Annotated in this window: 23 protein-coding genes; 12 read left to right on the top strand and 11 right to left on the bottom strand. The window is 69.1% G+C overall.

The genetic code is table 11. From position 1 onward, the window contains the following. Positions 1-26 precede the first annotated feature (26 nt). On the bottom strand, positions 27-890 hold the full coding sequence (locus tag M2421_RS01500; RefSeq protein ID WP_259202794.1) for a LysR family transcriptional regulator: 864 nt from the start codon (positions 888-890) through the stop codon (positions 27-29). Positions 891-1,136: 246 nt separating this feature from the next. Here M2421_RS01500 and M2421_RS01495 point away from each other — a divergent pair, with 246 nt between their 5' ends. Together M2421_RS01495 and M2421_RS01490 are read left to right on the top strand one after the other, a co-directional pair. Then, positions 1,137-1,508: a multidrug efflux SMR transporter gene (locus M2421_RS01495; RefSeq protein WP_259202793.1), complete on the top strand. Its 372-nt coding sequence runs from the start codon at positions 1,137-1,139 to the stop codon at positions 1,506-1,508. After that, positions 1,505-1,825 (top strand): multidrug efflux SMR transporter, encoded by a 321-nt coding sequence (locus M2421_RS01490; protein WP_259202792.1) that lies wholly within the window; start codon positions 1,505-1,507, stop codon positions 1,823-1,825. The genes M2421_RS01495 and M2421_RS01490 overlap by 4 nt, the downstream gene beginning before the upstream one ends. A gap of 6 nt (positions 1,826-1,831) precedes the next feature. Here the strand turns inward: M2421_RS01490 and M2421_RS01485 are convergent, their stop codons facing one another. The 4 genes from M2421_RS01485 to M2421_RS01470 all read right to left on the bottom strand — a co-directional run bounded on the left by M2421_RS01485 (position 1,832) and on the right by M2421_RS01470 (position 5,909). Next, positions 1,832-2,656, bottom strand: coding sequence for an isocitrate lyase/phosphoenolpyruvate mutase family protein (locus M2421_RS01485; RefSeq protein ID WP_259202791.1), 825 nt, complete (start codon positions 2,654-2,656; stop codon positions 1,832-1,834). A gap of 244 nt (positions 2,657-2,900) precedes the next feature. Further along, positions 2,901-4,049, bottom strand: a complete 1,149-nt coding sequence (locus tag M2421_RS01480; protein WP_259202789.1) for an MFS transporter — start codon at positions 4,047-4,049, stop codon at positions 2,901-2,903. A gap of 11 nt (positions 4,050-4,060) precedes the next feature. Then, the gene (locus M2421_RS01475; protein WP_259202787.1) at positions 4,061-4,855 is read right to left on the bottom strand and encodes a DeoR/GlpR family DNA-binding transcription regulator; all 795 of its coding nucleotides are present in this window, start codon (positions 4,853-4,855) and stop codon (positions 4,061-4,063) included. 145 nt (positions 4,856-5,000) lie between these two features. Beyond that, positions 5,001-5,909 (bottom strand): LysR family transcriptional regulator, encoded by a 909-nt coding sequence (locus M2421_RS01470; protein ID WP_259202786.1) that lies wholly within the window; start codon positions 5,907-5,909, stop codon positions 5,001-5,003. Between the two features lie 96 nt (positions 5,910-6,005). Between M2421_RS01470 and M2421_RS01465 the strand changes: the two genes are divergently transcribed. Then, positions 6,006-6,773 (top strand): SDR family oxidoreductase, encoded by a 768-nt coding sequence (locus tag M2421_RS01465; protein ID WP_259202785.1) that lies wholly within the window; start codon positions 6,006-6,008, stop codon positions 6,771-6,773. Between the two features lie 139 nt (positions 6,774-6,912). Then, on the top strand, positions 6,913-7,224 hold the full coding sequence (locus M2421_RS01460) for a DUF3817 domain-containing protein (RefSeq protein ID WP_259202784.1): 312 nt from the start codon (positions 6,913-6,915) through the stop codon (positions 7,222-7,224). A 92-nt stretch (positions 7,225-7,316) separates the two neighbouring features. Here M2421_RS01460 and M2421_RS01455 read toward each other — a convergent pair whose 3' ends face one another. From M2421_RS01455 to atpC, 6 genes are all read right to left on the bottom strand, one after another. Next, positions 7,317-7,649 carry a thioredoxin family protein gene (locus tag M2421_RS01455; RefSeq protein ID WP_259202783.1) on the bottom strand — a complete coding sequence of 111 codons (333 nt, stop codon included), beginning with the start codon at positions 7,647-7,649 and terminating at the stop codon, positions 7,317-7,319. Further along, positions 7,621-8,100 carry a flavodoxin gene (locus M2421_RS01450; RefSeq protein WP_259202782.1) on the bottom strand — a complete coding sequence of 160 codons (480 nt, stop codon included), beginning with the start codon at positions 8,098-8,100 and terminating at the stop codon, positions 7,621-7,623. The genes M2421_RS01455 and M2421_RS01450 overlap by 29 nt, the downstream gene beginning before the upstream one ends. Positions 8,101-8,107: 7 nt before the next feature. Beyond that, positions 8,108-9,148 (bottom strand): ribonucleotide-diphosphate reductase subunit beta, encoded by a 1,041-nt coding sequence (locus tag M2421_RS01445; RefSeq protein WP_259202781.1) that lies wholly within the window; start codon positions 9,146-9,148, stop codon positions 8,108-8,110. Positions 9,149-9,231: 83 nt separating this feature from the next. Then, positions 9,232-11,607 (bottom strand): ribonucleoside-diphosphate reductase subunit alpha, encoded by a 2,376-nt coding sequence (locus M2421_RS01440; protein ID WP_259202780.1) that lies wholly within the window; start codon positions 11,605-11,607, stop codon positions 9,232-9,234. Between the two features lie 308 nt (positions 11,608-11,915). Further along, a complete protein-coding gene (locus tag M2421_RS01435) occupies positions 11,916-13,421 on the bottom strand; it encodes an anion permease (RefSeq protein WP_259202778.1) in 1,506 nt (501 codons plus the stop codon). 31 nt (positions 13,422-13,452) lie between these two features. Further along, positions 13,453-13,914: an ATP synthase F1 subunit epsilon gene (gene atpC / locus M2421_RS01430; protein ID WP_259202777.1), complete on the bottom strand. Its 462-nt coding sequence runs from the start codon at positions 13,912-13,914 to the stop codon at positions 13,453-13,455. Positions 13,915-14,160: 246 nt separating this feature from the next. Here atpC and M2421_RS01425 point away from each other — a divergent pair, with 246 nt between their 5' ends. The 8 genes from M2421_RS01425 to M2421_RS01390 are packed head-to-tail and all read left to right on the top strand — an operon-like array spanning position 14,161 to position 24,260. Beyond that, complete coding sequence (locus M2421_RS01425; protein WP_259202776.1) at positions 14,161-15,360, top strand: MFS transporter; 1,200 nt, start codon at positions 14,161-14,163, stop codon at positions 15,358-15,360. Continuing rightward, complete coding sequence (locus M2421_RS01420) at positions 15,357-16,535, top strand: isochorismate synthase (RefSeq protein WP_259202775.1); 1,179 nt, start codon at positions 15,357-15,359, stop codon at positions 16,533-16,535. Before M2421_RS01425 ends, M2421_RS01420 begins: the two co-directional genes overlap by 4 nt. 16 nt (positions 16,536-16,551) lie before the next feature. Further along, positions 16,552-18,204: an AMP-binding protein gene (locus M2421_RS01415; protein WP_259202774.1), complete on the top strand. Its 1,653-nt coding sequence runs from the start codon at positions 16,552-16,554 to the stop codon at positions 18,202-18,204. Next, a complete protein-coding gene (locus tag M2421_RS01410) occupies positions 18,204-18,839 on the top strand; it encodes an isochorismatase family protein (protein WP_259202773.1) in 636 nt (211 codons plus the stop codon). The genes M2421_RS01415 and M2421_RS01410 overlap by 1 nt, the downstream gene beginning before the upstream one ends. Next, positions 18,836-19,102: a phosphopantetheine-binding protein gene (locus tag M2421_RS01405; protein WP_259202772.1), complete on the top strand. Its 267-nt coding sequence runs from the start codon at positions 18,836-18,838 to the stop codon at positions 19,100-19,102. The genes M2421_RS01410 and M2421_RS01405 overlap by 4 nt, the downstream gene beginning before the upstream one ends. Continuing rightward, positions 19,099-23,010 (top strand): amino acid adenylation domain-containing protein, encoded by a 3,912-nt coding sequence (locus M2421_RS01400; protein ID WP_259202771.1) that lies wholly within the window; start codon positions 19,099-19,101, stop codon positions 23,008-23,010. The genes M2421_RS01405 and M2421_RS01400 overlap by 4 nt, the downstream gene beginning before the upstream one ends. Further along, positions 23,007-23,768, top strand: a complete 762-nt coding sequence (locus M2421_RS01395) for a 2,3-dihydro-2,3-dihydroxybenzoate dehydrogenase (RefSeq protein ID WP_259202770.1) — start codon at positions 23,007-23,009, stop codon at positions 23,766-23,768. Before M2421_RS01400 ends, M2421_RS01395 begins: the two co-directional genes overlap by 4 nt. Positions 23,769-23,798: 30 nt before the next feature. Then, on the top strand, positions 23,799-24,260 hold the full coding sequence (locus M2421_RS01390) for a DUF2628 domain-containing protein (RefSeq protein WP_259202769.1): 462 nt from the start codon (positions 23,799-23,801) through the stop codon (positions 24,258-24,260). Positions 24,261-24,275 lie beyond the last annotated feature (15 nt).

The raw sequence follows: 24,275 nt of genomic DNA, 5'->3' as shown, positions 1-24,275 counted from the left end.
CCTTCAAGCACTGCCCGCGGCAGCCACTAATGGGGGAACTGCAGGAACTCATCCAGCAGCCACAACGCCGCCGGGCCGAGCGACGTATCGCGCGACCACACCGCATCGGCACCGACCAACCGTGGCCAGCCGGGCAGGGGCAGCTCCACCAGCATGCCCCGGCCATAGCGCGCGACCAGGGCACGTGGCAGTTCGGCCCAGCCAAAGCCGTCCTCGGCCATCTCCAGCACCATCAGGTAGTCCGAGGCCGACCACGTGCGCCCGCGCGCGTGGCCGTCGCGCAGCGCATCGCCACTCAGGCAGATCTGGCGATGACGGGCCAGGTGCGATTCCTCCGGTGCGGGCAGCGCGGCCAGCGCGTGATCGGCGGCAACGAACACCGCCATCTCCGCACGCAGGGGCAGGGCGCGCACCGCCAGTTCGGAGGGGTACGCCGGCTGATGCGGGATCAGCCCGAGATGGGCGCGGCCACGCTGCACCACCTCCAGCACGTCGCTGCCTTCGGCATCCAGCCATTCCAGGTCGATATCCGGAAACCGCTGTTCGAACCGGCGCAGCAGGTGCTGGTCCGGGTTGAGCTGGTAGATATCCGAGAACACCAGGCTCAGGCGCGGCTCCACCTCATCGGCGAGACGGATGCTGAGCTGCTCCAGGCGGTCGGCGGCGGCGAGGACTTCCTGCGCATGGCCAAGCACTTTGCGACCGTCCTCGGTCAGCACCGGATAACGGCCACTGCGGTCGAACAAGGTGAGGCCCAGGTCGGCCTCCAGCGTGGCGATTGCGGTGCTGACGGTGGACTGGGTCTTTTTCAGCCGGCGCGCGGCGGCGGAGAACGAGCCGAGTGCCGCGGCCTCGACGAAGGCGTGCAGGGATTCCGGGCCATAGCGCATGGATGTATCGCCTTTGTCGATGGGTACCATCTTTGCCCTGATGGAAAATACGATGATACTGGCCGCGTCGCTCGGGTGCCATCGCAGGGCCGCGTGCCGATCATCGGTCGGTCCTTACCGGTCCTCGTGTCGGTGTCGCCACCCACGTCACCGGCAAGCAGCGACACATCCGCATCCGCCCTCCCGGCCGATGCCCGGTGCCCGGCGTTCCGTCGGCGCGTACCGGCCGCAATCAAGGAGCTTTCCATGCACACACAGGTGCATTCCCAACCCCGTGCCCGTGGCGGTCTGATCGCCTGGGCCTGCCTGATCGTGGCGATCGTCGCCGAAGTGGTCGGTACCTCGTTCATGGCCGATGCCGCGCGTCATGGCGGTTACTTCGGCTATGCCGTCATGGCCGTAGCCCTGGCCATTTCGTATTACTTCCTGGCGCTGTCGGTGCGCGGTATCGCGGTGGGCGTGGCCTACGCCGTCTGGGAAGGCCTGGGCCTGACGCTTCTCACGCTGGTCGGCATCGTTGTGTTCAAGGACAGCCTGTCCGTGCAGCAGATGATCGGGCTGGTGATGGCGGCGGTCGGCATCGTCTGCGTCACCCTCGGCGAGGAGCACGCGCCATGAACCTCACCGCTTTCCTGTTCGTGCTGTGCTCGGCGCTGATCGATATCGCCGCCAATATGATGGTCGCCACGTCCGATGGTTTCCGTAAGCCGGCCTGGGGCTTCGCCGCGATCGTTTTGGTCTGGATCGCCTTCGCGCTGCTCGGCCAGGCCGTCAAGACACTGGATCTGGCTACGGCCTATGCCATGTGGGGTGCCATGGGCGTGATCGGCACCGCCCTCTGCGGGCGCGTGCTGTTCGGCAACCGCCTGCGCCCGATCGGCTGGGCAGGGATCGCCTTGGTCACCGGCGCGGTGGGGGTGCTGTCCAGCCACTGAGCCGGGTCAGCGGAACAGTTGATTCAGCACGGCCCCGGAGGCCGCATCGGCGAAGCCGTCGAAGCGGCCTTCGTCCTTCAGCAACTGCGCGGCGCGCATCATTCCGCCCCAGGCGGTGCGCGCCATCGCACCGCCGACGCTGACCCGGCGTACCCCCATCCCCGCGATATCCTGCAGGGTGAACGGCAACGCGCTGCCGACCAGCAGGTTGACCGGCCGCGGCGCCACCGCAGCCACGACGGCCTCGATCTGCTCGCCGGTGCTGATGCCCGGTGCGTACAGGCAGTCCGCGCCCGCCTCGGCATAGGCGCGCAGGCGGGTGATCGCATCGTCCAGGTCGGGACGACCGACGAAGAAGTTCTCGGCGCGGCCGATCAGCAGCACGTCCTCACCGGACGCGTCGATCGCGCGGCGCGCGGCACGCACCCGTGCCACGGCATCGTCCAGCGTGCGCAACGGGCTCGCAGGATCCACGCTGGCGTCTTCGATGGAGATGCCGGCCACGCCGGTGGCGATCGCGCGGGTGACATTGCGGCCCACCTCCTCGACAGCGCCGAAGCCATCGCCGAAATCGGCGTTCAACGGCAGCGGCGTGGCAGCGGCGAGGGAATGCAGATTGGCCAGTGTTTCCTCCAGCGTCAGCGTGCCATCGGCCTGGGCCTGGCTCCACGCATAGCCGGAACTGGTCGAGGCCAATGCCTGGAAGCCCAGGCTGTGGAGGTAACGTGCGCTGCCCGCATCCCACGGATTGGGCAGCACGAAGCAGCCCGTGTCATGCAGCGCACGGAAGGCCGCGCGGCGGGGGCGGGGATCGAAGGCCAGGGCCGTCATGGTGCGCATCCGGTAAGCAGTCACCCGATGGTAACGCCAGCTGCCGCCAGCGCCGTGCTGCGCTGCGCGACCGCGTGGGCCGCGTCGCGCCGGCAACTCGACACGCGAGGGTGCCCTGCCGGTACAGCCAGCGCGGCTACGCCACGTGCGACCCCGCCGCGCACGCTGCGGGGAACGGATGCGCACGGCCGACGCAGCGGCGCGCAGGTGAGGCTGGGCGCCGCTGCATGGGTCAGAGTGGGGCTCAGGCCTTCAGCCAGCGCGCCGACAGCCCGATCAGCAAGAGCGCAGCGGCGACCAGGCAGAACGCGAACACCAGGCTGCTGCCCTGGGCGACGAAGCCGATCAGCGCCGGCCCGGCCAGTACGCCGGCGTAACCGAGCGTGGTGATGGCCGGGATGGCCAGGCTTTCGGGCATGGCCTTCTGGTTGCCTGCCATCGAGAACAGCGCCGGCACGATGTTGGCGCAGCCCAGGCCGATCAGCGCGTAGCCGAGCAGCGCCAGCGGCAGTGCCGGGGCGAAGGTGACCAGGGCGAAACCGCCTGCGGCGACCAGGCTGCCAAGCAGGATCGCGCGGTGTCGCCCCAACCGAGCCACCACGCCGTCGCCGACCAGTCGCGTGACCGTCATCGCGATCGCGAACGTCATGAAGCCCAGCCCGGCACGCGAGGGGTCGACGTGCTGCACTTCATGCAGGAACACCGCGCTCCAGTCGAGCATCGCGCCTTCGGCGAGGAAGGCGACGAAGCACAGCACGCCGATGCCCAGCACCACGCCCTGCGGCACGGCGAATACCGGTGCGCCGGACGCTGCCTTGTCATTGCGCCAGAACGGCAGCGAGGCCGCCAGCAGCGCGGCCATCACCGCCGACCCCAGCAGGCACACCAGCCACGGCGGCAGATGCAGGGCGAGCAGCGCGGTCATCGCCGCCGCGCCGACGGCGCCGCCGATGCTGTAGAAGGCATGGAAACCGGACATCATCGGGCGCCCGCTGTCGCGCTCGACCATCACCGCCTGGATGTTCATGGTGCAGTCGCAGGCCCCTACGCCCGCGCCGAACACGAACAGGGCCAGGCCCAGCGTCCACGGCGAGGGCGCAATGGCCAGCAGCGGCAGGGTGGCAATCACCATGATCAGGGTTGCGATCATCACCGCGCGGCACCCATGGCGGGCGGCCAACATGCCGGCCAGCGGCATCGACAGCAGCGAGCCGGCGCCAAGGCAAAGCAGCACCAGGCCGAGCGAGCCTTCATCCAGGCCGGTGCGGGATTTGGCGAAGGGCACCAGGGGCGCCCACGCGGCGGTGGCGAAACCGGGCAGGAAGAACGCGGCGCGGGTGGCGTGCTGTTCGGTGCGCGTGCCGGCAAGGGCGGAACGGGTAAGCGTGGACATCGGGGGCGGGCTCACTCTGCGCGGGCGTGGTGGAGATCGACGCCGCGACGCGCGAACGCCTCGGCCTGGGCGGACGGTGCGTCGGCTTCGAGCACCAGGATGTCGATCTGCTCGACGCCGCCGATGCGATGCGCGGCCTGCGCGCCGAGCTTTTCGTTGCTGGCCACCACCACGCAGCGGCTGCTCGCGGCGAGCATCGCGCGCTTGAGCGCAGCCTCCTCGCCATCCACGGCCCACATCCCGGCTTCCGCGTCCACTGCGCAGGTACCGATGAAACACACGTCCACCCGCAACGCGGCGATCGCCTCGAGCGCTTGCGCACCGACGGCCGCGCCGATGCGCGGGTCCAGCCGGCCGCCGATCAGGCTGACCTCGATACCGCTGCGCGCCATCAACAGCACGGCGATATCCGGCGCGTTGGTGATCACCCGGATGCCCTGCTGGTCGGGCAGGCAGGCGGCGATGGCGCTGTTGGTGGAACCGGCGTCGAGCAGCACAAGCTCGCCCGGGCGGACATGCGCGGCAGCGGCGCGGGCCAGGGCCTGCTTCTGTTCGCGTTGCTGGGCGTGGCGGTCGACCAGTGGCGGGAACGCCGGCGCGGCGGGCAGGGCGCCGCCGTACACCTTGCGACACAGGCCCTGGCTGGCCAGATCGCGCAGGTCGCGGCGGATCGAGTCTTCCGACACCCCCATCTGCACCGCCAGCGGCGCGGAGAACACACGGCCGTGTTCGCGCAGCAGGCGCAGGATGGTCTGTTGGCGTTCGCCGGGCAGGGCTTCGGAGGTCATGAACGACTCGGAGGACATGGGAGGTGCAGGGAATGTCGGTCAACCCGGCGAAAACGTGCATCTTCTCGCCGTCTTGAGCGGCACACTATACCGAAACGTGCGCGCTAATGCGCATAACCGCGCATTCAATCGTGCAAGAATGTTTACCCCCCCCGCGGTTGCGCTAGTCCTCCCGCGACAGTTCCGGCTGGATCACCCCGGCTACCCAGTCCATGAACGCCGTGACGCGTTGCGGCAGGTGGCGGCGCTGCGCATACAGCAGGGTCACCGGCATCGGCTCGGCGGCCAGCTGCGGCAGCACTTCCACCAGCGTGCCGGCGGCCAGCGCCTGGCGCACCCCGAGCCGGGGCACCTGGATGATGCCGAGCCCGGCCAACGCGGCAGCGTTGTAGCCTTCGCCACTGTTGACGGTGATCGGCCCGCGCATCGGCAGACTGCGGTAGCCGGCGCCGTCGGGATACTCGAACCCCGGGGAACGTTGGCCGAGCGTGCCGACGTAGTGGATCAGGGCGTGATCGGCCAGGTCCGCCAGTTCGTGCGGGGTGCCATGCGCGGCCAGGTACGCCGGGCTGGCACAGTTGACGATCTGCATCAGCCCCAGCGGGCGGGCGACGAGCGTGTTGTCGTCCAGGCTGCCCACCCGCAGCACGCAGTCGAAGCCCTCGCGCACCAGGTCGACGCGGCGGTCGGTGCCGCTCAGCTCGATTTCCAGGCCGGGGTGCTGGGCCAGGAAACCGGGCAGGTGCGGGATCACCAGCTGCCGGGCCAGGCCGCTGGACATATCCACCCGCAGCCGCCCTTTGAGCTGGCTGGTCTGGCGGCGGAACATGCCCTGCAGCTCTTCCATGTCGTCGAGCAGGTCGCGAGCGCGCTGCTGGAACTGCGCACCGTCGGCACTGAGCTGGACGCGACGGGTGGTGCGGTGAAGGAGCTGCACGCCCACCTCGGCCTCCAGCCGCTGCACCGCCAGCGACACACTGGCCTTGGGCAGGCCGAGGCTGTCGGCCGCCCCGGTGAACGAGCCGAGTTCGGCGACGCGCAGGAAGCTGCGCAACTGATCGAGGCGGTCCATGGATTGTTATCTGATGTTGAACAGTCAAATCAGGATCGCGTGATTTATGCGGCGCCGCAAGATCAATAGGCTGTACCCACACCTCAACGTTGGAGAATGGACATGAGCAGTTCCTCCCGTATCGTCCTCGTCACCGGCGGCAGCCGTGGCCTGGGCCGCAATGCCGCCCTGGCCCTGGCCGCCGATGGCGCCGACATCGTGCTGACCTACCGCAGCCAGGCCGACGCCGCCCTGGAGGTGGTCGCGCAGATCGAGGCATTGGGCCGTCGCGCCGCCGCGTTGCCGTTGGACGTGGCCGACAGCGGCCGCTTCGCCGCCTTCGCCGGGCAGGTGAAGCAGGTCCTGGGTGGCTGGTGTGCCACGCACCTGCAGGGCCTGCTCAACAACGCCGGCGAAGGCCTGTACGCAAGCATCGCCGACACCACCCCGGAACAGTTCGACCACGCGGTGGCAGTGCACCTGAAGGGGCCGTTCTTCCTGACCCAGGCACTGCTGCCGCTGATCGCGGACGGTGGACGCATCCTCAACGTGTCCAGCGGCCTGGCGCGGTTCTCGCTGCCCGGCAGTTCGGCCTACGCGATGATGAAGGGCGGCATCGAGGTGTTCACCCGTTACCTGGCCAAGGAACTTGGCGCACGGGGGATCAGCGCCAACACGCTCGCGCCGGGCGCCATCGCCACCGATTTTGGCGGCGGCCGGGTGCGCGACGACGAGCACGTCAATGGCATGGTCGCCTCGATCACCGCGCTCGGCCGCGCCGGCCAGCCGGATGACATCGGTCCGGTCGCTGCCGCGCTGTTGTCGCCGCGCACCGCGTGGATCAATGCGCAGCGCGTGGAAGCCTCGGGCGGCATGTTCGTCTGAGGCATGCGGGCGTGCGCGGTCGCCGTGCACGCCCGTGGCGACGGCGGAGGTCTGTAAACGGGTCGCATTCTCGATTCGCGGCTATCATGGGCGTTCTGTCCCGTGCCGAGCCGAGCCTGATTTGAACGCCACTCTTCCGATGCGCCCGATGGGTCGCGTATTCGCCACCGTCGCTTTCATCGAAGCACTGACCTGGGCCGGGTTGCTGATCGGCATGTACTTCAAATACCACGCCGCCGATCCCACCCCGGTGGGCGTGCGCGTGTTCGGGCCGTTGCATGGCGTCGCCTTCATGGGGTACGTGGTGGTGACCCTGCTGGCGGCGGTGCGCCTGCGTTGGCCGTGGTGGGCGGCGGGCCTCGCATTGCTGGCCGCGGTGCCGCCGCTGGTGACGCTGCCGCTGGAGTGGTGGTTCAAACGGCGCGGGTTGCTGGGCCGTCAAACGGCGTAACCACGCAACCACACCGGTAGCGCCGAGCGTTGCTCGGCGGCACGAAATGGCTCACCGCCCGGGCCGACCTGGCCTTCACCTGGCGGGGCATTTCAGGCCGGCATCAGCGAGGCCAGCGCCTCACCGATCTGTTTCGGTGACTGATACCCGGCCATCCGCGCCACTTCCTGCCCGTCACGGATCAGCAGCAAGGTGGGCGTTTGGCGCAGGCCCAGGCTGCGGAAGAACACGTCGCCGATGGTTTCCAGGTGCACCTTGAGCAGCACGATGCCCGCGGCCCGTGGCGAGTCGGCGACGCTGGCCAGCGACATGTCCAGCATGCGACAGCCGGGGCAGTTGTCCTTGTGGAAATCCACCAGCACGGCGGGATGGTCGCGCAGGGCGGCGCGATAGGCGTCAGGCGTGGCGGCGTGCAGGATCTGCATGGATAGCGGTCTCGATGCGGGCCAACACGGTGTCGGTCCATTGGTGGATGGCATGGGTATCGGCCTGGCCGTGTGGCATCTGCTCGATCTGGAGTACCGGGTGCGGTGAGCCGAAGAACCGTGCCAGGCGGTGCGCGGCGCCGCAGTAGTACTCCGGGCCCCACTGGGTTTCGCCGGTGCCGAACACGGCCACGCCAGGGCCGGGCGGCAGCCCAGCGGAATCGCGCAGCGTGGCCACGAAGGCCTTCATCTCCGCCGGGGTACGGCCGGCGTTGTCGGTCCAGCAGCCCAGCAACAGCGCATCGCGTGGCTGCGCCAGCGCGGCGGCGGCATCGCCGTCCACGTCCAGCAGCTGCAACGAGTGGCCGGTTGCCTGGCAACGTGCCGCGACCTGCCGCGCGACCTCGCGCGTGTTGCCGCTCAACGATGCATAGGCCAGCAGGATGCGCATGGGCGGCTCACAGATCGTCGAAGCCATTGTCCGCATTGGTCTTCTTGTAGCTGGCGTTGCGCATCTCGAAGAAGTCGGTCTTGGTCTCGGTGAAATTGTCGGCGTAGGCCTTGATCCACGGCATCACGTTGACGTTGGTGTCGCTGTAGAGCTTCTCGATGCCGAGCATGCCGGCCATCTTGTTGGCGCGGTACTTCACGTAGCGGATCATCTCGTCCACGTCGATGCCGTCGATGCCGTCCAGCACCTCGCCGGTCCAGCGCGTTTCCAGCGCGATGGCGTGCTCGAACGCGTCGTGCACGTAGGCCGTGAGCGCGTCACCCTGCAGCTGCGGGTTCTCGCCAATGATGGCGCGGATCAGCTCGCTGATGAACTTGGTGTGGGCCAGCTCGTCGCGGTTGATGAAGCTGATGATCTTGCCGGTGCCGGTCATCCGGTTCTGGCGGACCAGGTTGTAGAAGAACGCGAAGCCCGAATAGAAATTGATGCCCTCCAGGATCGAGGACTGGATCAGCGAGCGGATCAGGGTCTCGGCGGTTTTCTCGCGCATGAAGTCGTCGTAGGACTGCATGATCGGCTGGTTGCGCGCCTGGATCGTGGGGTGGGTGCGCGCGATCTCGAACACGCGGTTCTGGTCGGCCAGCCCGGCAATGGAGGCCAGCACGTAGCTGTAGCTCTCGTTATGGATCACTTCCTGCTGGCCGATGATCGCCGCGTTGGCGTGCGCGGCCGGGTCGGTGATGTACTCGGCCACGTTGTAGATGAAACGGGTCTGCGGCGAATCCAGCGTGGCCAGCAGGCCGATGATGGAATCGTAGGCGTTCTTCTCGCGCGCGTTGAGCTCGCCGTAGCCGCGTGCGTCGCCCTTCATGTCCACTTCGTCGGGAATCCAGAAGTTGGTCGACAGCTCCTTGTACGCCCGGTAGAAGGACGGGTAGGGGATGTCGTTCCAGTTGAGGATGCCGCTGGTGCGGCCATTGATGATGCCGGTGGAGCGGTTGGGGTGGCGCGGTTCGAGAATCTTGATGCGCTCGAGGGGTGTTGCCATGGGGGGTATCCTGGTTATCGGTTACGTGCGTTTGCCTGGTGGCCGACCAACGGCCGGCACTACTCGTTGACGACCGGCGGTCGTCAGCTCCCACACCACTCGCATTCGGTGATGTCGATGTCGTTGGAGCGCACGTAGTAGGTCGTTTTCAGGCCCTCGCGCCAGGCGCTCATGTGCAGGGCGAGCAGGGTGCTGGCGCGGATGGTGCTGGGCACGTACAGGTTGAAGCTGATTGCCTGGTCAACGTGGCGCTGGCGGCGGGCGTTCTGGCGGATGCTGGCGAACTGGTCCAGCCGGTAGGCGCCCTTTTCGTAATACGGGTAGGTCTCCAGCGACAGGCCGGGCGCGGCGACCGGGCGGCGGAAGTCCTTCTTTTCCTCGTAGTAGAACGCGCCGTACACCGGGTCGATCGAGGCGCTGGAGCCGGCGATCTGCGCGGTGCTCATGTTCGGCGCCACCGCCAGCAGCCAGCCGTTGCGCAGGCCATGCACGCTGACCTGCGCGGCCAGCTCCTGCCAGGCCGGGCTGTCGTAACCGCGCGCGCGGAAGTACTCGCCGGTCTGCCAGTCGCTGCCGAGGAAGGTGCTGTAGCGGCCCTTCTCCTCGGCCAGGCGCATGCTGGCATGGATCGCCAGGTAGTTGATCCGCTCGTACAAGGTATCGGCGTAGGCCTCGGCCTGTACGTCATTCCAGTGGATCTGCTGCTGCGCCAGCAGGTGGTGCCAGCCGAACGTGCCCAGCCCGATGGCGCGGTACTTGCGGTTGGTGATGGTGGCCTGCGGCACCGGCAGCTGGTTGAGGTCGATGACGTTGTCGAGCATGCGCACCTGGATCGGGACCAGCCGCTCCAGCACATCGCTGGACAGCAGGTCCGGCGCGGCGGTGACCGCACGGCCGAGGTTGATCGAGGACAGGTTGCACACCACGAAATCACCGGCCTGGCGGGTGGTGACGATCTGGTCACCGCTGATCATCTCCTGCATCAGCCGGGTCGGGCTCATGTTCTGCAGGATCTCGGTGCACAGGTTGCTGGAATACACCTTGCCGGCGTGCTTGTTGGGGTTCATCCGGTTCACTTCGTCCCGGTAGAACATGAAGGGATTGCCGGTTTCCAGCTGGCTGACCATGATCCGCTTGAACAGGTCGATGGCCTTGATCGTGCGGCGGCCGATGCGTTCGTCGGCGACGACCTCGGCATAGCGTTCGCGGAAACTGCCCTGGCCGCGCTGCTCATCGTGGAAGTCCTGCAGGTACCAGCCCTTGATCCGCTTCACTTCGTACGGATCGAACAGATACCAGTCGCCGCGCCGCTCCACCGCCTCCATGAACAGGTCCGGCAGGCACACCGAGGTGAACACATCGTGCGCGCGCAGGCGCTGGTCGCCATTGTTCAGGCGCAGGTCGAGGAAGGCCTCGATGTCGCGGTGCCAGACATCCAGGTAGACCGCGATGGCACCCTTGCGCTGGCCAAGCTGGTCCACGCTGACGGCCGTGTTGTTGAGTTGCTTGATCCACGGCACCACGCCGCCGGACGAGTTGGCCACGCCACGGATCGGCGCGCCCGCCGAGCGCACGTAGCCCAGGTAGGCGCCCACGCCGCCGCCATGCTTGGACACGCGCGCCACGTCGGTATTGGAGTCGTAGATGCCCTGCAGGCTGTCGTCCACCGTGTCGATGAAGCACGACGACAGCTGCCCGCCCACCTTGCCCGCGTTGGCCAGGGTCGGCGTGGCCACGGTCATGTACAGGTGCGACAGCGCCCAGTAGGCCTCGCGGACCAGGCGCATGCGCCGGGCGCGGGTGCGGTCGCCGCTGAGATGCTCGTTCTGCATCAGGTACAGCGCAATGGTGAGCCAGCGCTCCTGCGGCAGCTCGTACACCCCCCGCGAGTGGTCGGTGGCCAGGTAGCGCGTGGCCAGCAGGTACAGCCCGTTGTAGGCGAACAGCAGGTCGCGCTCGGGCTCGATCATCGCCCCGGCTTCCTCCAGCTCGTCCTTGGAGTACGCCTTGAGGATATCGATCGAATACACGTTGCGATCGGCGAGGCTTTCCTGCAGGCCCACGTAGGAGCCGTACTTGAGGCTGGCATCGTAGAAGCGGTTCTTGCTGGCGCGCTTGTACAGGCGGCGCAGGTAGAGGCGTGCGGCGAAGTGTTCCCAGTCCGGCGCGACCAGGTCGATGCGCGATTCGGCCTCGCGGATCAGCAGGTCGACCAGTTCATCGGCGTTGAGCTGTTCACGACGGTGCACCAGTGCCAGCACGCTGCGCTGGTAGTCGGCCAGGTCCAGGTGCGGGAACTCGGCATGCACGGCCTGGATGGAACGCAGCAGGCGCGCCTGTTCGAAGGGCATGCGCCGGTTGCCGCCTTCCTTGCTGATCCACAGGCCCGGCTGGCTGCCGCTGGCAATCGCCTCCAACTGCGGGGGTGTATCGGTAACGGTGGTGTCTTCGTTGATCATCGGGAGTCCATGCGGTGCGCAGATGTCGCGTCGCGATGCGGACATCGCGACGGCCGGGCGGGCGTCATGGAGGCAGGGGGATCGTCCGCGGTGTTGACCGGGGAGGGGGCTCGCTTCCAGGCGCTGTTCGGGTGGTCATGCCGTGCAGCCGAGGGGGCATGCAAGGGCGTGACGGGGAACCGGGCCTGGCGGAAGCGGGGAGCCGATAAACACAACATAGTGTGGGTCTGCCTCATCGTCAACATCATATGTTGGGTTGAGGCAGTGCCGGGCGTGACCAAACGCCGCAGCGGCGCGAGGGCGCAGGATCACCAATAGCCGAGCACTTTCCACCACGCGCCGCCGATGACGGCGAACACCAGCAGTTCGAACACGCACATGAGAAATCCGACCCGCCACCAGGTGCCCAGGCTGACGTACCCGCTGCCGAAGATGATCGGCGACGTCCCGGTGGCGTAGTGGGTGAGCGTCATCATGATCGCCGAGCCGGCGGTCATCATCAGCATGAAGGGCACCACATAGTCGGCCGGAATCAGCAACGCACCGACGCCGAGGAAGGCCAGCAGCATCGCGCTGATGTGCGCGGTGGTGCTGGCGAATAGATAGTGCGAAAACACGAAGGCCAGCACCAGCACCGCGGCGATGGCCTGCCAGCCCATGCCGCTGGCGACGATGGCGTGCTTCATGCCCTCGGAGAACCAGCCGATGACGCCGAGCTTGTTGAGCTGCTCGGCCATCATCACCAAGGCACCGAACCAGACCAGCGTGTCCCAGGCGCTCTTCTCCGACAGCACGTCGTCCCAGTCGAGGGTACCGGTGATGATCAGCACGAACAGCCCGAGGAAGGCGACGACGGTCGGGTCCAGTGTCCAGGCGGGCCCGAACAGCATGGCCGGCACGTTCGCCCACAGCACCAGCAGCAGGCCGAAGGTGCCCATCATCACCTTCTCCCTGGGCGCCAGCGGCCCCATCCGTGCCAGTTCGCCACGCGCGAAGTCGACCGCATCGGGCGTGGCTTTCAGTTGCGGCGGCGACAGCAGGTAGATCACCAGCGGCATCAGCAGCAGGCAGACCAGGCCGGGCACCAGCATGCACAGCGCCCAGGTGGTCCAGCTGAGGTGCAGCTGCTGGCCGGTGGCCCTGGCCACGTAATCCACCACCAGCGGGTTGGGCGCGGTTGCCGTGACGAACATCGCCGAGGTGATCGGGTTGGCGTGGTAATTGACCAGCGCCAGGTAGGTGCCGACCTTGCCTTCGGTGCCCTTGGCCGGGTCCGAATCGAACGCATTGGCGATCGAGCGCATCACCGGGTGCACGATGCCGCCGCCGCGCGCGGTGTTGCTGGGGGTGAACGGGGCCAGCACCAGCTCGCATATCGCCAGCCCATAGCCCACCCCGAGCGTGCGCTTGCCGAGCAGGGCGATGAACATCAGCCCGATCCGACTGCCCAACCCGGTCTTCTTCAGCCCGCGCGAAATCAGGATGGCCACCACGATCAGCCAGATCAGCGGGCTGGCGAAACTGCCGAGGGCGTCGGTGATGGCTCCTTTGGAGGAGTTGGACGTGACCTGGGACAGCGAGACGATCACGATCGCCATCAGCGCCATCACCCCGATCGGCATCACCTTGAGGATGATCGCCACGATGGTGGTCAGGAAGATCGCCACCAGTCCCCATGCCTTCGGCGTGAGCCCGTCGGGGCAGGGCAGCAGCAACAGGGTGACCAGCACCGCCGTTGCGATCAGGGCAGGCACCAGCCGGAACGGCACGGCGCCATTGAAATAGCGGAACAGGTCCTGCAGTCGCTTGAGCATCGCGGGAGTCCTTGCGGGCAGGGCGGCGGTGTTACTTCCAGGGCAAGGCGCGCAGGTGCTGACCGCGCAGCCAGGCGAGTTCGGCATGCACCTTGGCGTTGTCCGGGTCGGTCAGCTCGGCGGCCATCGGCGCGCTGGCCGCCTCGCGCGCGGCGCGGGCCCGCGCGTCGTCGAGGTCCTCACTGCGCAGGCCGAGGTCGGCCAGCACGATCACCCGGCCAGGTTGCACCTCCACATGGCCGCCGGACACATAGACATGCAGGGGCGGCTCGGCACCGACCGGGAACACCGAGACCATGCCCTCGCGCAGCGTGGCCAGCAGCGGCGCGTGCCGGGCCAGCACCCCGAAGCGTCCTTCGCTGCCGGGCAGGCTGATCTCACGCACGTCGCCGCTCCAGATTTCGCCGGTCAGGCTGATGATCTGCACGGCCAGGCCGTGCGCTGCATCGGCGACGATGCGGGGGAGGGCAGTGCCGGGTGGGAGTGACGCCATTGCAGAGGCCGTGGTGGGGTAAGGCCAGCTTAGTCGCGTCGCTGTGTGTGCGGGTTGATCGACATCAATGCCGTGGCAAGGCTGCGGCGTGGATGAACGCGCGGGCGCACCTCGGCCAAATCGCGAATACGACCTGTTATCATTTGTGCGGATAGCCACGTCGATGCAGATCGTCGAAGCCGATCAGTCCGACGCGCCGCGCTGCCGCGCCGCGCGACCTTTCCTTGATTGGCGTGGTGGTGGTGCATGGGTGAGCGTTCGGTGGTGCCAGGGTTGCCTGCCCTGGTCTTTGCGGCCTTGACCGGGACGATGGCGATGATGGCCTTCGTCGCGGTGATCGGCCCGGTAGTGCGCTTGCTCGGCCTGGCCGAGTGGCACGCCGGGTTGTCGGTGACCGCCGCGGGCGTGCTGTGGATGCTGTCGGCACGCCGCTGGGGCGTGCTGAGCGACCGGGTCGGGCGCAAGCGCGTGCTGCTGATCGCACTGGCCGCCTATGTGGTGATCTACGTGGCCCTGGCCGTGTTCGTCGACACCGCGTTGGCGCGCCCGCCCGCGCTGTGGCTGTCCGTCGCCGTGCTGGTGGGCACGCGTGCGCTGGTCGGCCTGTTCTATGCCGCGGTGCCCCCGACCGCGGCGGCGCTGGTGGCCGACGGCGCCGCGCCCGGGCAGCGCGCTGCCGCCATGGCCAAGCTCGGCAGCGCCAATGCGCTGGGCATGGTGGTGGGGCCGGCGGCCGCAGGCTGGATCGCGTTCCACCAGCTGTCGCTCACCCTGTACGTCGCCGCCGTCCTGCCGCTGCTGTCGTTGGCGGTGATCGCCTGGCGCCTGCCCGCCGACGCACCGCGCACCCCCGCCAACACCGCCCCACGCACCCCCCTGCACTGGGCCGATCCACGCCTGCGCCTGCCGATCCTGGCGGTATTCGCGGCCATGGTCTCGGTCACCATCGCCCAGGTGACCGTGGGCTTCTTCGCCATCGACCGCCTGCACCTGTCTCCGGCCGATGGCGCGCGTGCGGCCGGGCTCGCCCTCACCGCGGTGGGCGTGGGCCTCATCCTGGCGCAGGGACTGGTGATGAAGCTGACCGGCGTGCCGGCGCGTCGCTGGATCGCCATCGGCGCGTTGATCAGCGGCGTGGGCTTCGCCTCGGTGGCGCTGGTGGAGAGCCGTTGGGCGCTGCTGGCCGCGTACGCCGTGGCCGCGTTCGGGATGGGCTTCGTGTTTCCCTCGTTCCAGGCATTGGCCGCCGATTCGGTCCAGGCCCATGAGCAGGGTGCCGCCGCCGGTACCGTGGCGTCGGTCCAGGGCCTGGGCATGGTGATCGGGCCGATGCTCGGCACGCTGCTGTACCAGTGGCGGCCGAGTGCGCCGTATCTGCTGGTGGGCGCATTGCTGGTGCTGCTGTCGATCGCGGCGCTGCGCCACCGGGCGGGGGCAGCGGCATGAACGAGGTGCTGCACCCGGGTGCGTCCCACGTCGATGCCGGCGTGTGCGTCGCGCAGGCCAGCGATGCCACCCCGTTCCTGCTGCGCGCGCCGCTGCGCTCGCTGGATGCGCACGGCTGTCGCGCGCCGCTACCGCGCGGCAGCCTCGCCACGCTGGCCGACCGCGTGGCCGCCTTTTTTGCCACGCCACGCGCAGGCCTGCCGCTGCTGGTCGGTGCGCTGCCGTTCGATCCGGTTGAACACGATGCGCTGCACCAGCCGCAATGGCTGTCCGGCAACGCCACCAGCACCGCGCCACCCGCACCGCGTTTTGCCGGCAGCATCGCCGCCGAGCCCAGCGCCGCGCGCTATGCCGACAGCGTGGCGCATGCATTGACCGCCCTGCGGCAGGCCCGACCGGCACTGCACAAGGTGGTGCTGGCACGCAGCCTGCACCTGCGCTGCGACCCGCCGGTCGCGCCGCGCGAGCTGGCCACGCGCCTTGGGCATGACGCCAGCGTGGCCACCTACCTGGTGCCGCTGCCGGTCGCGGCCGATGCGGCACCGGCGTGGCTGGTGGGGGCGACGCCGGAACTGCTGGTCTCGCGCCGCGGCCGCGAGGTGCTGTCGCATCCGCTGGCCGGCTCGGCGCGCCGCAGCCGCGATCCCGACGACGATGCACGTACCGCGCAGGCCTTGCTGGCCTCGGCCAAGGACCATGACGAGCACCGCCACGTGGTGGAGGCCATCGTTGCGGCGCTGTCGCCCTGGTGCGCGCGGATCGAGGCCGAGCCGCGTCCATCACTGCACGCCACCGCCACCATGTGGCACCTGGGCACGCGCATCACCGCCACGCTGGCCGACGCGACGACATCGGTCGCCAGCCTGGTCGCGGCGCTGCACCCCACGCCGGCGGTATGCGGCACGCCGCGCCAGTTGGCGCTGGATACCATCCGGGCACTGGAGCCGGTGCCGCGCGGCTTCTACGCCGGCGCCGTCGGCTGGATCGATGCCGAGGGCGATGGCGACTGGTACGTGGCGATCCGCTGCGCACGCCTGCAGGGCGACCACGCGCGCGTGTACGCCGGCGCCGGCATCGTTGCCGACTCGCAGCCGGCGCTGGAAGTTGCCGAAACCGCCGCCAAGTTCGGGGCCCTGTTGAACGCGCTCGGCGTGGACCAGGTGCCCGCCTCATGAATAACCGGAGTTGCTGATGACTGCTGCCCCCACATCCGCGCTGGTGCCGCTGCGCCAGACCTGGCCGCCCGGATCGGTGGCGCGCTACCGCGCCGCAGGGTATTGGACCGGGGAGACGTTCCCCGGCTTCCTGCGCGACCGCGCCACGCGCTACCCCGATGACATCGCGGTGGTGGGTGGGTCGGTACGCCTGAGCTACGCCGCCCTGTGGCAGGAGGCCGGCCGGATCGGCGCGGGGCTGCTCGCGCGCGGGCTGGTGCCGGGCGACCGGGTGGTGGTCCAGCTGGGAAACGTCCCCGAATTCGTGAGCGTGGTCTGCGGCCTGTTCCGGGCGGGGCTGGTGCCGGTGTTCGCCCTGCCGGCGCACCGCATCACCGAGGTCGGCCATGTGCTGCGCAAGGCCCAGGCCCGGGCCTACATCGCTGCGGCCGTGCAGGATGGCTTCGACTACCGCACGCTCGCCCGCGAACTGCAGGCCGCCGAGCCGGCGCTGCAGCACGTGCTGATCGTCGGCGATGCCGCCGAGTTCACCGCCGTCGCCGCGCTGGCCGGGGACGACACCGGTCTGCCGGCCGATCCAGACCCGCAGTCCGTCGCGTTCCTGCAGTTGTCCGGCGGCAGCACCGGCCTGTCCAAGCTGATCCCACGCACCCACGACGACTACATTTATTCGTTCCGCGCCAGCAACGAGATCTGCGGCATCGATCGCAGCAGCGTGTACCTGGTCGCACTGCCGGCCGCGCACAATTTCCCGATGAGCTCGCCCGGTTTCTTCGGTGCGCTGTACGCCGGTGCACGGGTGGTGCTGAGCCCCGGCCCGGGGCCGGATGCGGCCTTCCCGTTGATCGCGCGCGAGGGCGTGACCTGCGTCGGCCTGGTGCCGCCACTGGCATTGCTCTGGGCCCAGGCCGCCGCCACGGGTACGCACGACCTGTCCAGCCTGAAGGTGCTGCAGGTGGGCGGCGCCAAACTGGTCCCGGAGGCCGCCCGGCGCGTGGTCGATGCGCTGGGGTGTACGTTGCAGCAGGTATTCGGCATGGCCGAAGGACTGGTCAACTACACCCGCCTGCATGATCCGCTGGAGGTGGTGCTGACCACGCAGGGCAGGCCGATTTCGCCGGATGACGAAGTGCTGGTGGTTGACGACCACGGCCACCCGGTCGCCGCGGGCGGCATCGGCCACCTGCTGACGCGCGGCCCTTACACCATCCGCGCGTACCACAATGATCCAGCCGCCAATGCACGCGCCTTCACCGAAGATGGCTACTACCGCACCGGCGACATGGTGCAGCAGCTGCCCGGCGGCTACCTGGTGGTGCAGGGACGGGCAGGCGACCACATCAACCGCGCCGGCGAAAAGATCTCCGCCGAGGAAATCGAAGACCACCTGCTGGCGCATGCCGATGTCTTTGACGCGGCGGTGGTGTCCATGCCCGATCCCTACCTCGGCGAGCGCAGCTGCGCCTTCGTGATCGCGCGTGGCACGCCGCCGAGCGCGGCCAGCCTCAAGGCTTGGGTGCGCGGACGCGGCCTGGCCGCCTTCAAGGTGCCCGACCAGGTGGTGTTCGTCGATGCCTTCGGTACCACGGCGGTGGGCAAGGTCAGCCGCCGCGAACTGCGTGCGCAGCTGCGCGCGCGTTACCTCGAACAGACAGGAGAACCGCGCTGATGGCGCTGCCGAAGATTTCCCCCTATCCGCTGCCGTTGGCCAGCGAACTGCCGGTCGCGCGCGGCCCCTGGCAACCGCGCAGCGAGCGCCTGGCCCTGCTGGTGCACGACATGCAGCAGTATTTCCTGGCCGCTTTCGACGCCGACAGCGCACCGCTGGCACCGGTCCTGGCCAACATCGCGCGGCTGCTGGCGCACTGCCGTGCACGCGGCATTCCGGTGTTCTACACCGCCCAGCGCGGCAACCAGGACCGCCGCGACCGTGGCCTGCAGGCCGACCTGTGGGGGCCCGGCATGCACGCCACGCCGGATCATGAACCCATCGTGGCGGCGCTGGCCCCGGCGGCTGGCGACCACGTGCTGGTCAAGCACCGCTACAGCGCCTTCCAGCGCAGCAATCTGGAGACCCTGATGCGCGCCCGCGGCCGCGATCAGTTGCTGGTGACCGGTGTCTACGCGCATATCGGCTGCACGGCCACGGTGAGCGAGGCGTTCCAACGCGACATCGAGGCCTTCATCGCCGCCGATGCGGTGGCCGACTTCTCGCGCGCCGACCATGACCTGGCCCTGCACCTGATCGCCCGCACCTGCGGCGTCCCGCTCACCACCGCGCAGCTGCTGGAGGCACTGGCATGACCCCCGACACCCGCAGTGCGGCACTGGACATCGAGCGCATGCGCGCCGACGTGGCCGGCATGCTTGGCGAAGCCCCCGAGGCGATTGGCGACGATGACAACCTGATCGACCTTGGCCTGGACTCGATGCGCGTGCTGGGGCTGGTGCTGGCCTGGAGCAACACCGGCATCGCGTTGGAGTTCAGCCACCTGGCCGAGCACGCCACCTTGGCCGGGTGGTGGCGCGTGGTGCAGCGGCTGCAGGCCAGCACCGAGCGCGCATGAGCGACATCACCCCCGTTGCGTTGACCGAGGCGCAGGCCGGGCTGTGGTACGCCCAGCAGTTGGCGAGCGAACCTGCCGCGTTCAACACCGCGCACGTGCTGTGGATCGACGGCGCGCTATCGCTGCCGCGGTTCATCGCCGCCTGCGACACCGCGGCGGCAGAGGCGCAGGCGCTTGCGCTGCGGTTCGCGACCGATGACGCGGGCCAGCCACGGCAATGGCACGATCCCGCGCAGGCGCCCGCGCTGCAGGTGGTGGACCTGACCGCACAGCCCGATCCGACGGCTGCGGCACGTACGGCGATGGACCGGGATCGGTTGCTGCCGGTGAACCCGGCCCGCGACCGGGTCGCCCGGCAATGCCTGTTCGTGCTGGGCGGGCAACGCTACGCGTGGTACCTGCGCGTGCATCACCTGGCCACCGATGGCTACGGCATGGCAGTGTTCAGTGAGCGGGTCAGCACGCTGTATGCCGGGGAAGGGCACGACAGCCCCGCGCTCGCAGCGCTGGCGCCGGTGCTGGCCGAGGACACCGACTATCGGCACGGCGAGCGGCGGGCGACGGATGCCGCGTACTGGCAGCAGTACATGGCGGGGGCACCGGCCGCCGAGGGGCTGGCGGGCGCCGCCGCCGCCGCCGCGGCCGACGCGCTGCGGCAGGTCCGCGACGTGCCCTTTGCACTGCGGGCGCGGCTGCATGGCGCCGCCCAGCAGATCGGGCAGCCCTGGCCAGACCTCCTGGCCGCATTCGCGGCCACGTACTGCCGCCGCTTCAGCGCGCTGGACGAGGTGGTCGTCGGCGTGCCGTTCATGGGCCGGTTGGGCAGTGCGTCGGCGCGTGTTCCGGCCATGGTGATGAACGTGCTTCCGCTGCGGGTGGGCGCGGCCGACGACAGCGTGGCCAGCGTCGTGCGCACGATCGCGCGCGACCTGCTGCGCGGCCGTCGGCACGGCCGCTACCGCGGCGAGCAGCTGCGCCGCGACCTCGGCCTCATCGGCGGCCAGCGCCGCCTGTTTGGGCCGTTGATCAACCTGCAGCCGTTCTACCGGCCGTTGCCGCTGGCCGGCGTGCAGGCGCGGCTGGAAGTGTTGGGCACCGGCCCGGTCGAGGACATCACATTCGGCTTCCGCGGCGATGGCCACGCGCTGCTGGACCTGGAAATCGAGGCCAACCCGGCGTTGTACACGGCCGAGACGGTGGCCGCGCATGCCGAGCGCCTGCTGCACTTCATCGCCTCCGCCCTGGACGTGCACGACCAGGGCGGGCGGATGGAGGACATCGCCCTGGCGACGCCTGCCGAGGCGCATCGCCATCTGGTCGAGCTCAATGCCACCACGCACCCGGTGCCGGAGGTGACCTTGAGCGCGCTGCTGGTGGCGGCGATGCATGCCAGCCCGGACGCGACCGCGCTGGTGTTCGGCGATGCCCGGCTCAGCTATGCCGCGCTTGAGCAGCGCAGCCGTGCCCTGGCCCTGCAGCTGCAGGCGCAGGGGGTAGGGCGGGAATCCACGGTGGCGGTAGCGCTGCCGCGCTCGCTGGAATTGCTGGTCGCGTTGGTCGCCGTGCTGCGTGCGGGGGGCGCCTACCTGCCGCTCGACTTGGCCCACCCGGATGATCGCCTGGCACGGATCCTGGCGTCCGCGCAGCCGGTCTGCGTGCTGGCCGCCGGCGACGACGCGCAGCGTTTCGGCAGCGTGCCGGTGCTGGCGCCAGCGCACTGGGCGACGGCCAGCGACAAGGCACTGATCGACGCCACCGCGCTGCACGACGCGGCCTACGTCATCTACACCTCCGGCTCCACCGGCGAGCCCAAGGGCGTGCTGGTCGAGCACCGCGCCATCGTCAACCGCTTGCTGTGGATGCGCAGCCATTACGGCATCGGCGCCGATGAGCGCATCCTGCAGAAGACCCCGGCCACCTTCGACGTGTCGGTCTGGGAGTTCTTCCTGCCACTGCTGTGCGGCGCCACGCTGGTGATCGCCGCGCCCGGGCTGCACCGCGATCCCGTCGCATTGGCCGGGTTGATCCGCGACGCGCGCATCACCAGCGTGCATTTCGTGCCCTCGATGCTGGACGCCTTCCTGGCCGTGCCCGCGGTGCGCGGGTTGCAACTGCGCCGCGTGTTCACCAGCGGCGAGGCACTGGAGCCGGCGCTGCGCGATCGTTTCCACGCCACCGTTGCGGCGGAACTGCACAACCTGTACGGCCCGACCGAGGCTGCGGTGGATGTGAGCTGGTGGCCGGCCGGCCGCGAAGACCATTCGCAGCCGGTGCCGATCGGGCACCCGGTCTGGAACACCCGTCTGTACGTGCTCGATGCGCGCATGCGCGCCTTGCCTGCCGGCGTGCCCGGCGATCTCTACCTGGGCGGGGTGCAGCTGGCGCGCGGCTATCTCGGCCGCGACGATCTCACCGCCGAGCGCTTCATCGCCGATCCGCACGTGCCCGGCGGCCGGCTGTACCGCAGCGGCGATATCGCGCGATGGCGCGCCGACGGTGCACTCGAGTACCTCGGCCGCAGCGACCAGCAGGTCAAGTTGCGGGGCCTGCGTATCGAACTGGGCGAGATCGAGGCCGCGCTGCATGCGCAGCCGGGCGTGACGCGGGCCGAGGTGATGCTGCGCGAGGACCGGCCCGGCGACCGCCGGCTGGTGGCCTACGTCTCCGGCACCGCGCTGCACATCGAGCGGATGCGTGCCGGGATCGCCGCGCGCCTGCCCGACTATATGCTGCCGAGTGCCCTGGTCGAGATCGAACAGTGGCCGGTCACCGCCAATGGCAAGCTCGACCGCACCGCGCTGCCCGCCCCGGCAGCGCAGGCGTCCACCGGCCGTGCGCCGCGGACGGCAAACGAACAGGTGCTGGCCGGGCTGTTCGCGCAGGTGCTGGGCCAGGATGCGCCGGTCGGCGCCGACGCGGACTTCTTCAGCCTGGGCGGCGATTCACTGTCTGCGGTGCACCTGCTGCTGGCGATCCAGCAGCATTGGCGGCGCGACCCCGGCCTCGGTGCGGTGTTCTCGCACCCGACCGTCGCGGGCCTGGCTGCGCTGCTGGACGCGCCGTCGGGCGACATCGACCACGGCCTCGCACCGATGATCACCCTGGCCGCTGGCGAGCCGGGCAGGGCGCCGTTGTTCGTGGTGCACCCGGCGGGCGGCATCGCGTGGAACTACCGCGACCTGGCCCGTGCCCTGCAGCCTGCGCGCAGCGTGCATGGCCTGCAGTCACCGGCGCTCGACCCGGCAGACCCCTTGCCCGACAGCATCGACGCGCTGGCCGCCACCTACGTGGCGCGCGTCCTGTCCGTGCAACCGGAGGGCGCTGTGCACCTGCTGGGCTGGTCGGTCGGCGGGATCATCGCCCAGGCCATGGCGGTACGCCTGCAGGCGCTCGGGCGCACGGTGGGTGAGCTGGTCCTGCTCGATGCCTACCCCAGCGAATGCTGGCGTGCCGAGCCGGCCCCCGACCCGATCGCCGCCCTGCGCGCCCTGCTGGCGATCGCCGGCCACGATCCCGATGCACATCCCGAACTGGACAGCCGCGCCCGCATCCTGGCGTTCCTGCGCCGCGGCGAAAGCGCACTGGGCAACCTGCCAGACGCCGTACTCGACGGCGTGGTGCGCGCCGTCACCGGCACCAACAGCCTTATCCGCGCACATCACCATGGCCGCTACGGCGGCCGGCTGCGGCACGTGCGCGCCGGCCGCGACCACGTCGCACGCCCGCATCTGCACGCCGCGCTCTGGGAGCCGCATGCCGGGGAGGTGGATGCGCATGAACTGCCGTTCCTGCACGCAGAGCTGACCGGCCGCGACGCCGTGGCGCAGCTCGCGCCCTGGCTGTCGCGCCATCTGCAGCGCTGGGACGCCCCCACCGTGGTTGCATCAAAACAGGATAGTCCCGCATGAAACTGACCGGATTCGACGGCACCCTGGCCCTGGTTACCGGCGCGGCCGGCGGCATCGGCGCGGCGCTGGTGCAGCTGCTGCTGGACAGCGGCAGCGTGGTTATCGCCACCGACCTCACTGCGCCGGACGCCCCCGTACATGCCAATCTGCACGCCAAGGCGCTGGACGTAAGCGACGCGGCGGCCGTGGACGCATTGGTCGCATGGGCCGAAACCACGCTCGGCCCGATCGGCTTCGGCATCAACGTTGCCGGCGTGCTGCAGGTCGGCACGGTGGAACAGATCGATGACGCGCAGTGGCGGCGCGTGTTCGCGGTCAACACCGACGGGGTATTCCATGTGTCGCGCGCGTTGGCACGGGTGATGACGCCGCGGCGTCGCGGCGCCATCGTGACTGTCAGCTCCAACGCCGCCGGTGTGCCGCGCCACGGCATGGCGGCCTATGCCGCGTCCAAGGCGGCCGCCAGCATGTTCACCCGCTGCCTGGGGCTGGAACTTGCCCCGCATGGCATCCGCTGCAACATCGTCGCCCCGGGCTCCACGCTGACCCCGATGCAGACCGGCATGTGGGAGGACGCCGATGGCGCCCAGCGCGTGATCGACGGCACTCCCCAGACCTACAAGGCCGGCATCCCGCTGCGTAAACTGGCTACCCCGGCCGACATCGCCCTGGCGGTGATGTTCCTGCTCTCCGAGCAGGCCGGCCACATCGCCATGAGCGATCTGTATGTCGACGGCGGCGCCACCCTGCGCGGGTGAGCGGCGTGGCGCGTGTTTCGTACTAGTTGCATGTATTCCGGCCCGCCAGCCGTGCATCCTGCGCTGCTCTACAGGCAGGAAAACAGCAGGATGTCGTCAATGGTCAGGCCCCGCGGGGAAAAGTGGGAGCAGCGTTTTGCGTTCTTCAAGGAACACGGCGCCCCGAATGCACCGGGTTTCAAGCAGGCATTGAAGGCGCTGCCGCGCTGGAGTGACAAGCTGCGCGTCAATTTCAACGTCTGGGCATTCTTCTTCGGGGCGATCGCGCTGTTCGCCTTCGGCCTGTGGAAGAAGGCTATCATGTGGTTGCTGATCGCCATCGCGCTGCAGGTGCTGTGCGCCCTCGCACCGGATTGGCTGGCGCCGCGCCTGCAGTTCGGGGCATCGATCGGCTGCAGCATGCTGGCGGGGCTGGCCTGCAACTACGCGTACTACCAGAAGGAGCGCCTGCAACGGCAGAGTTGGAATCTGTTTGAAGGCATGCGTTTCTGAGTTGAACCGGCGAGG

Origin of the sequence: Stenotrophomonas sp. BIGb0135 (assembly GCF_024810105.1) — a bacterium.
Classification (GTDB): Bacteria; Pseudomonadota; Gammaproteobacteria; order Xanthomonadales; family Xanthomonadaceae; genus Stenotrophomonas; species Stenotrophomonas maltophilia_AB.
Note: the sequence above shows the minus strand (reverse complement) of the source record. Positions and strands in the feature narration are given on the sequence as shown.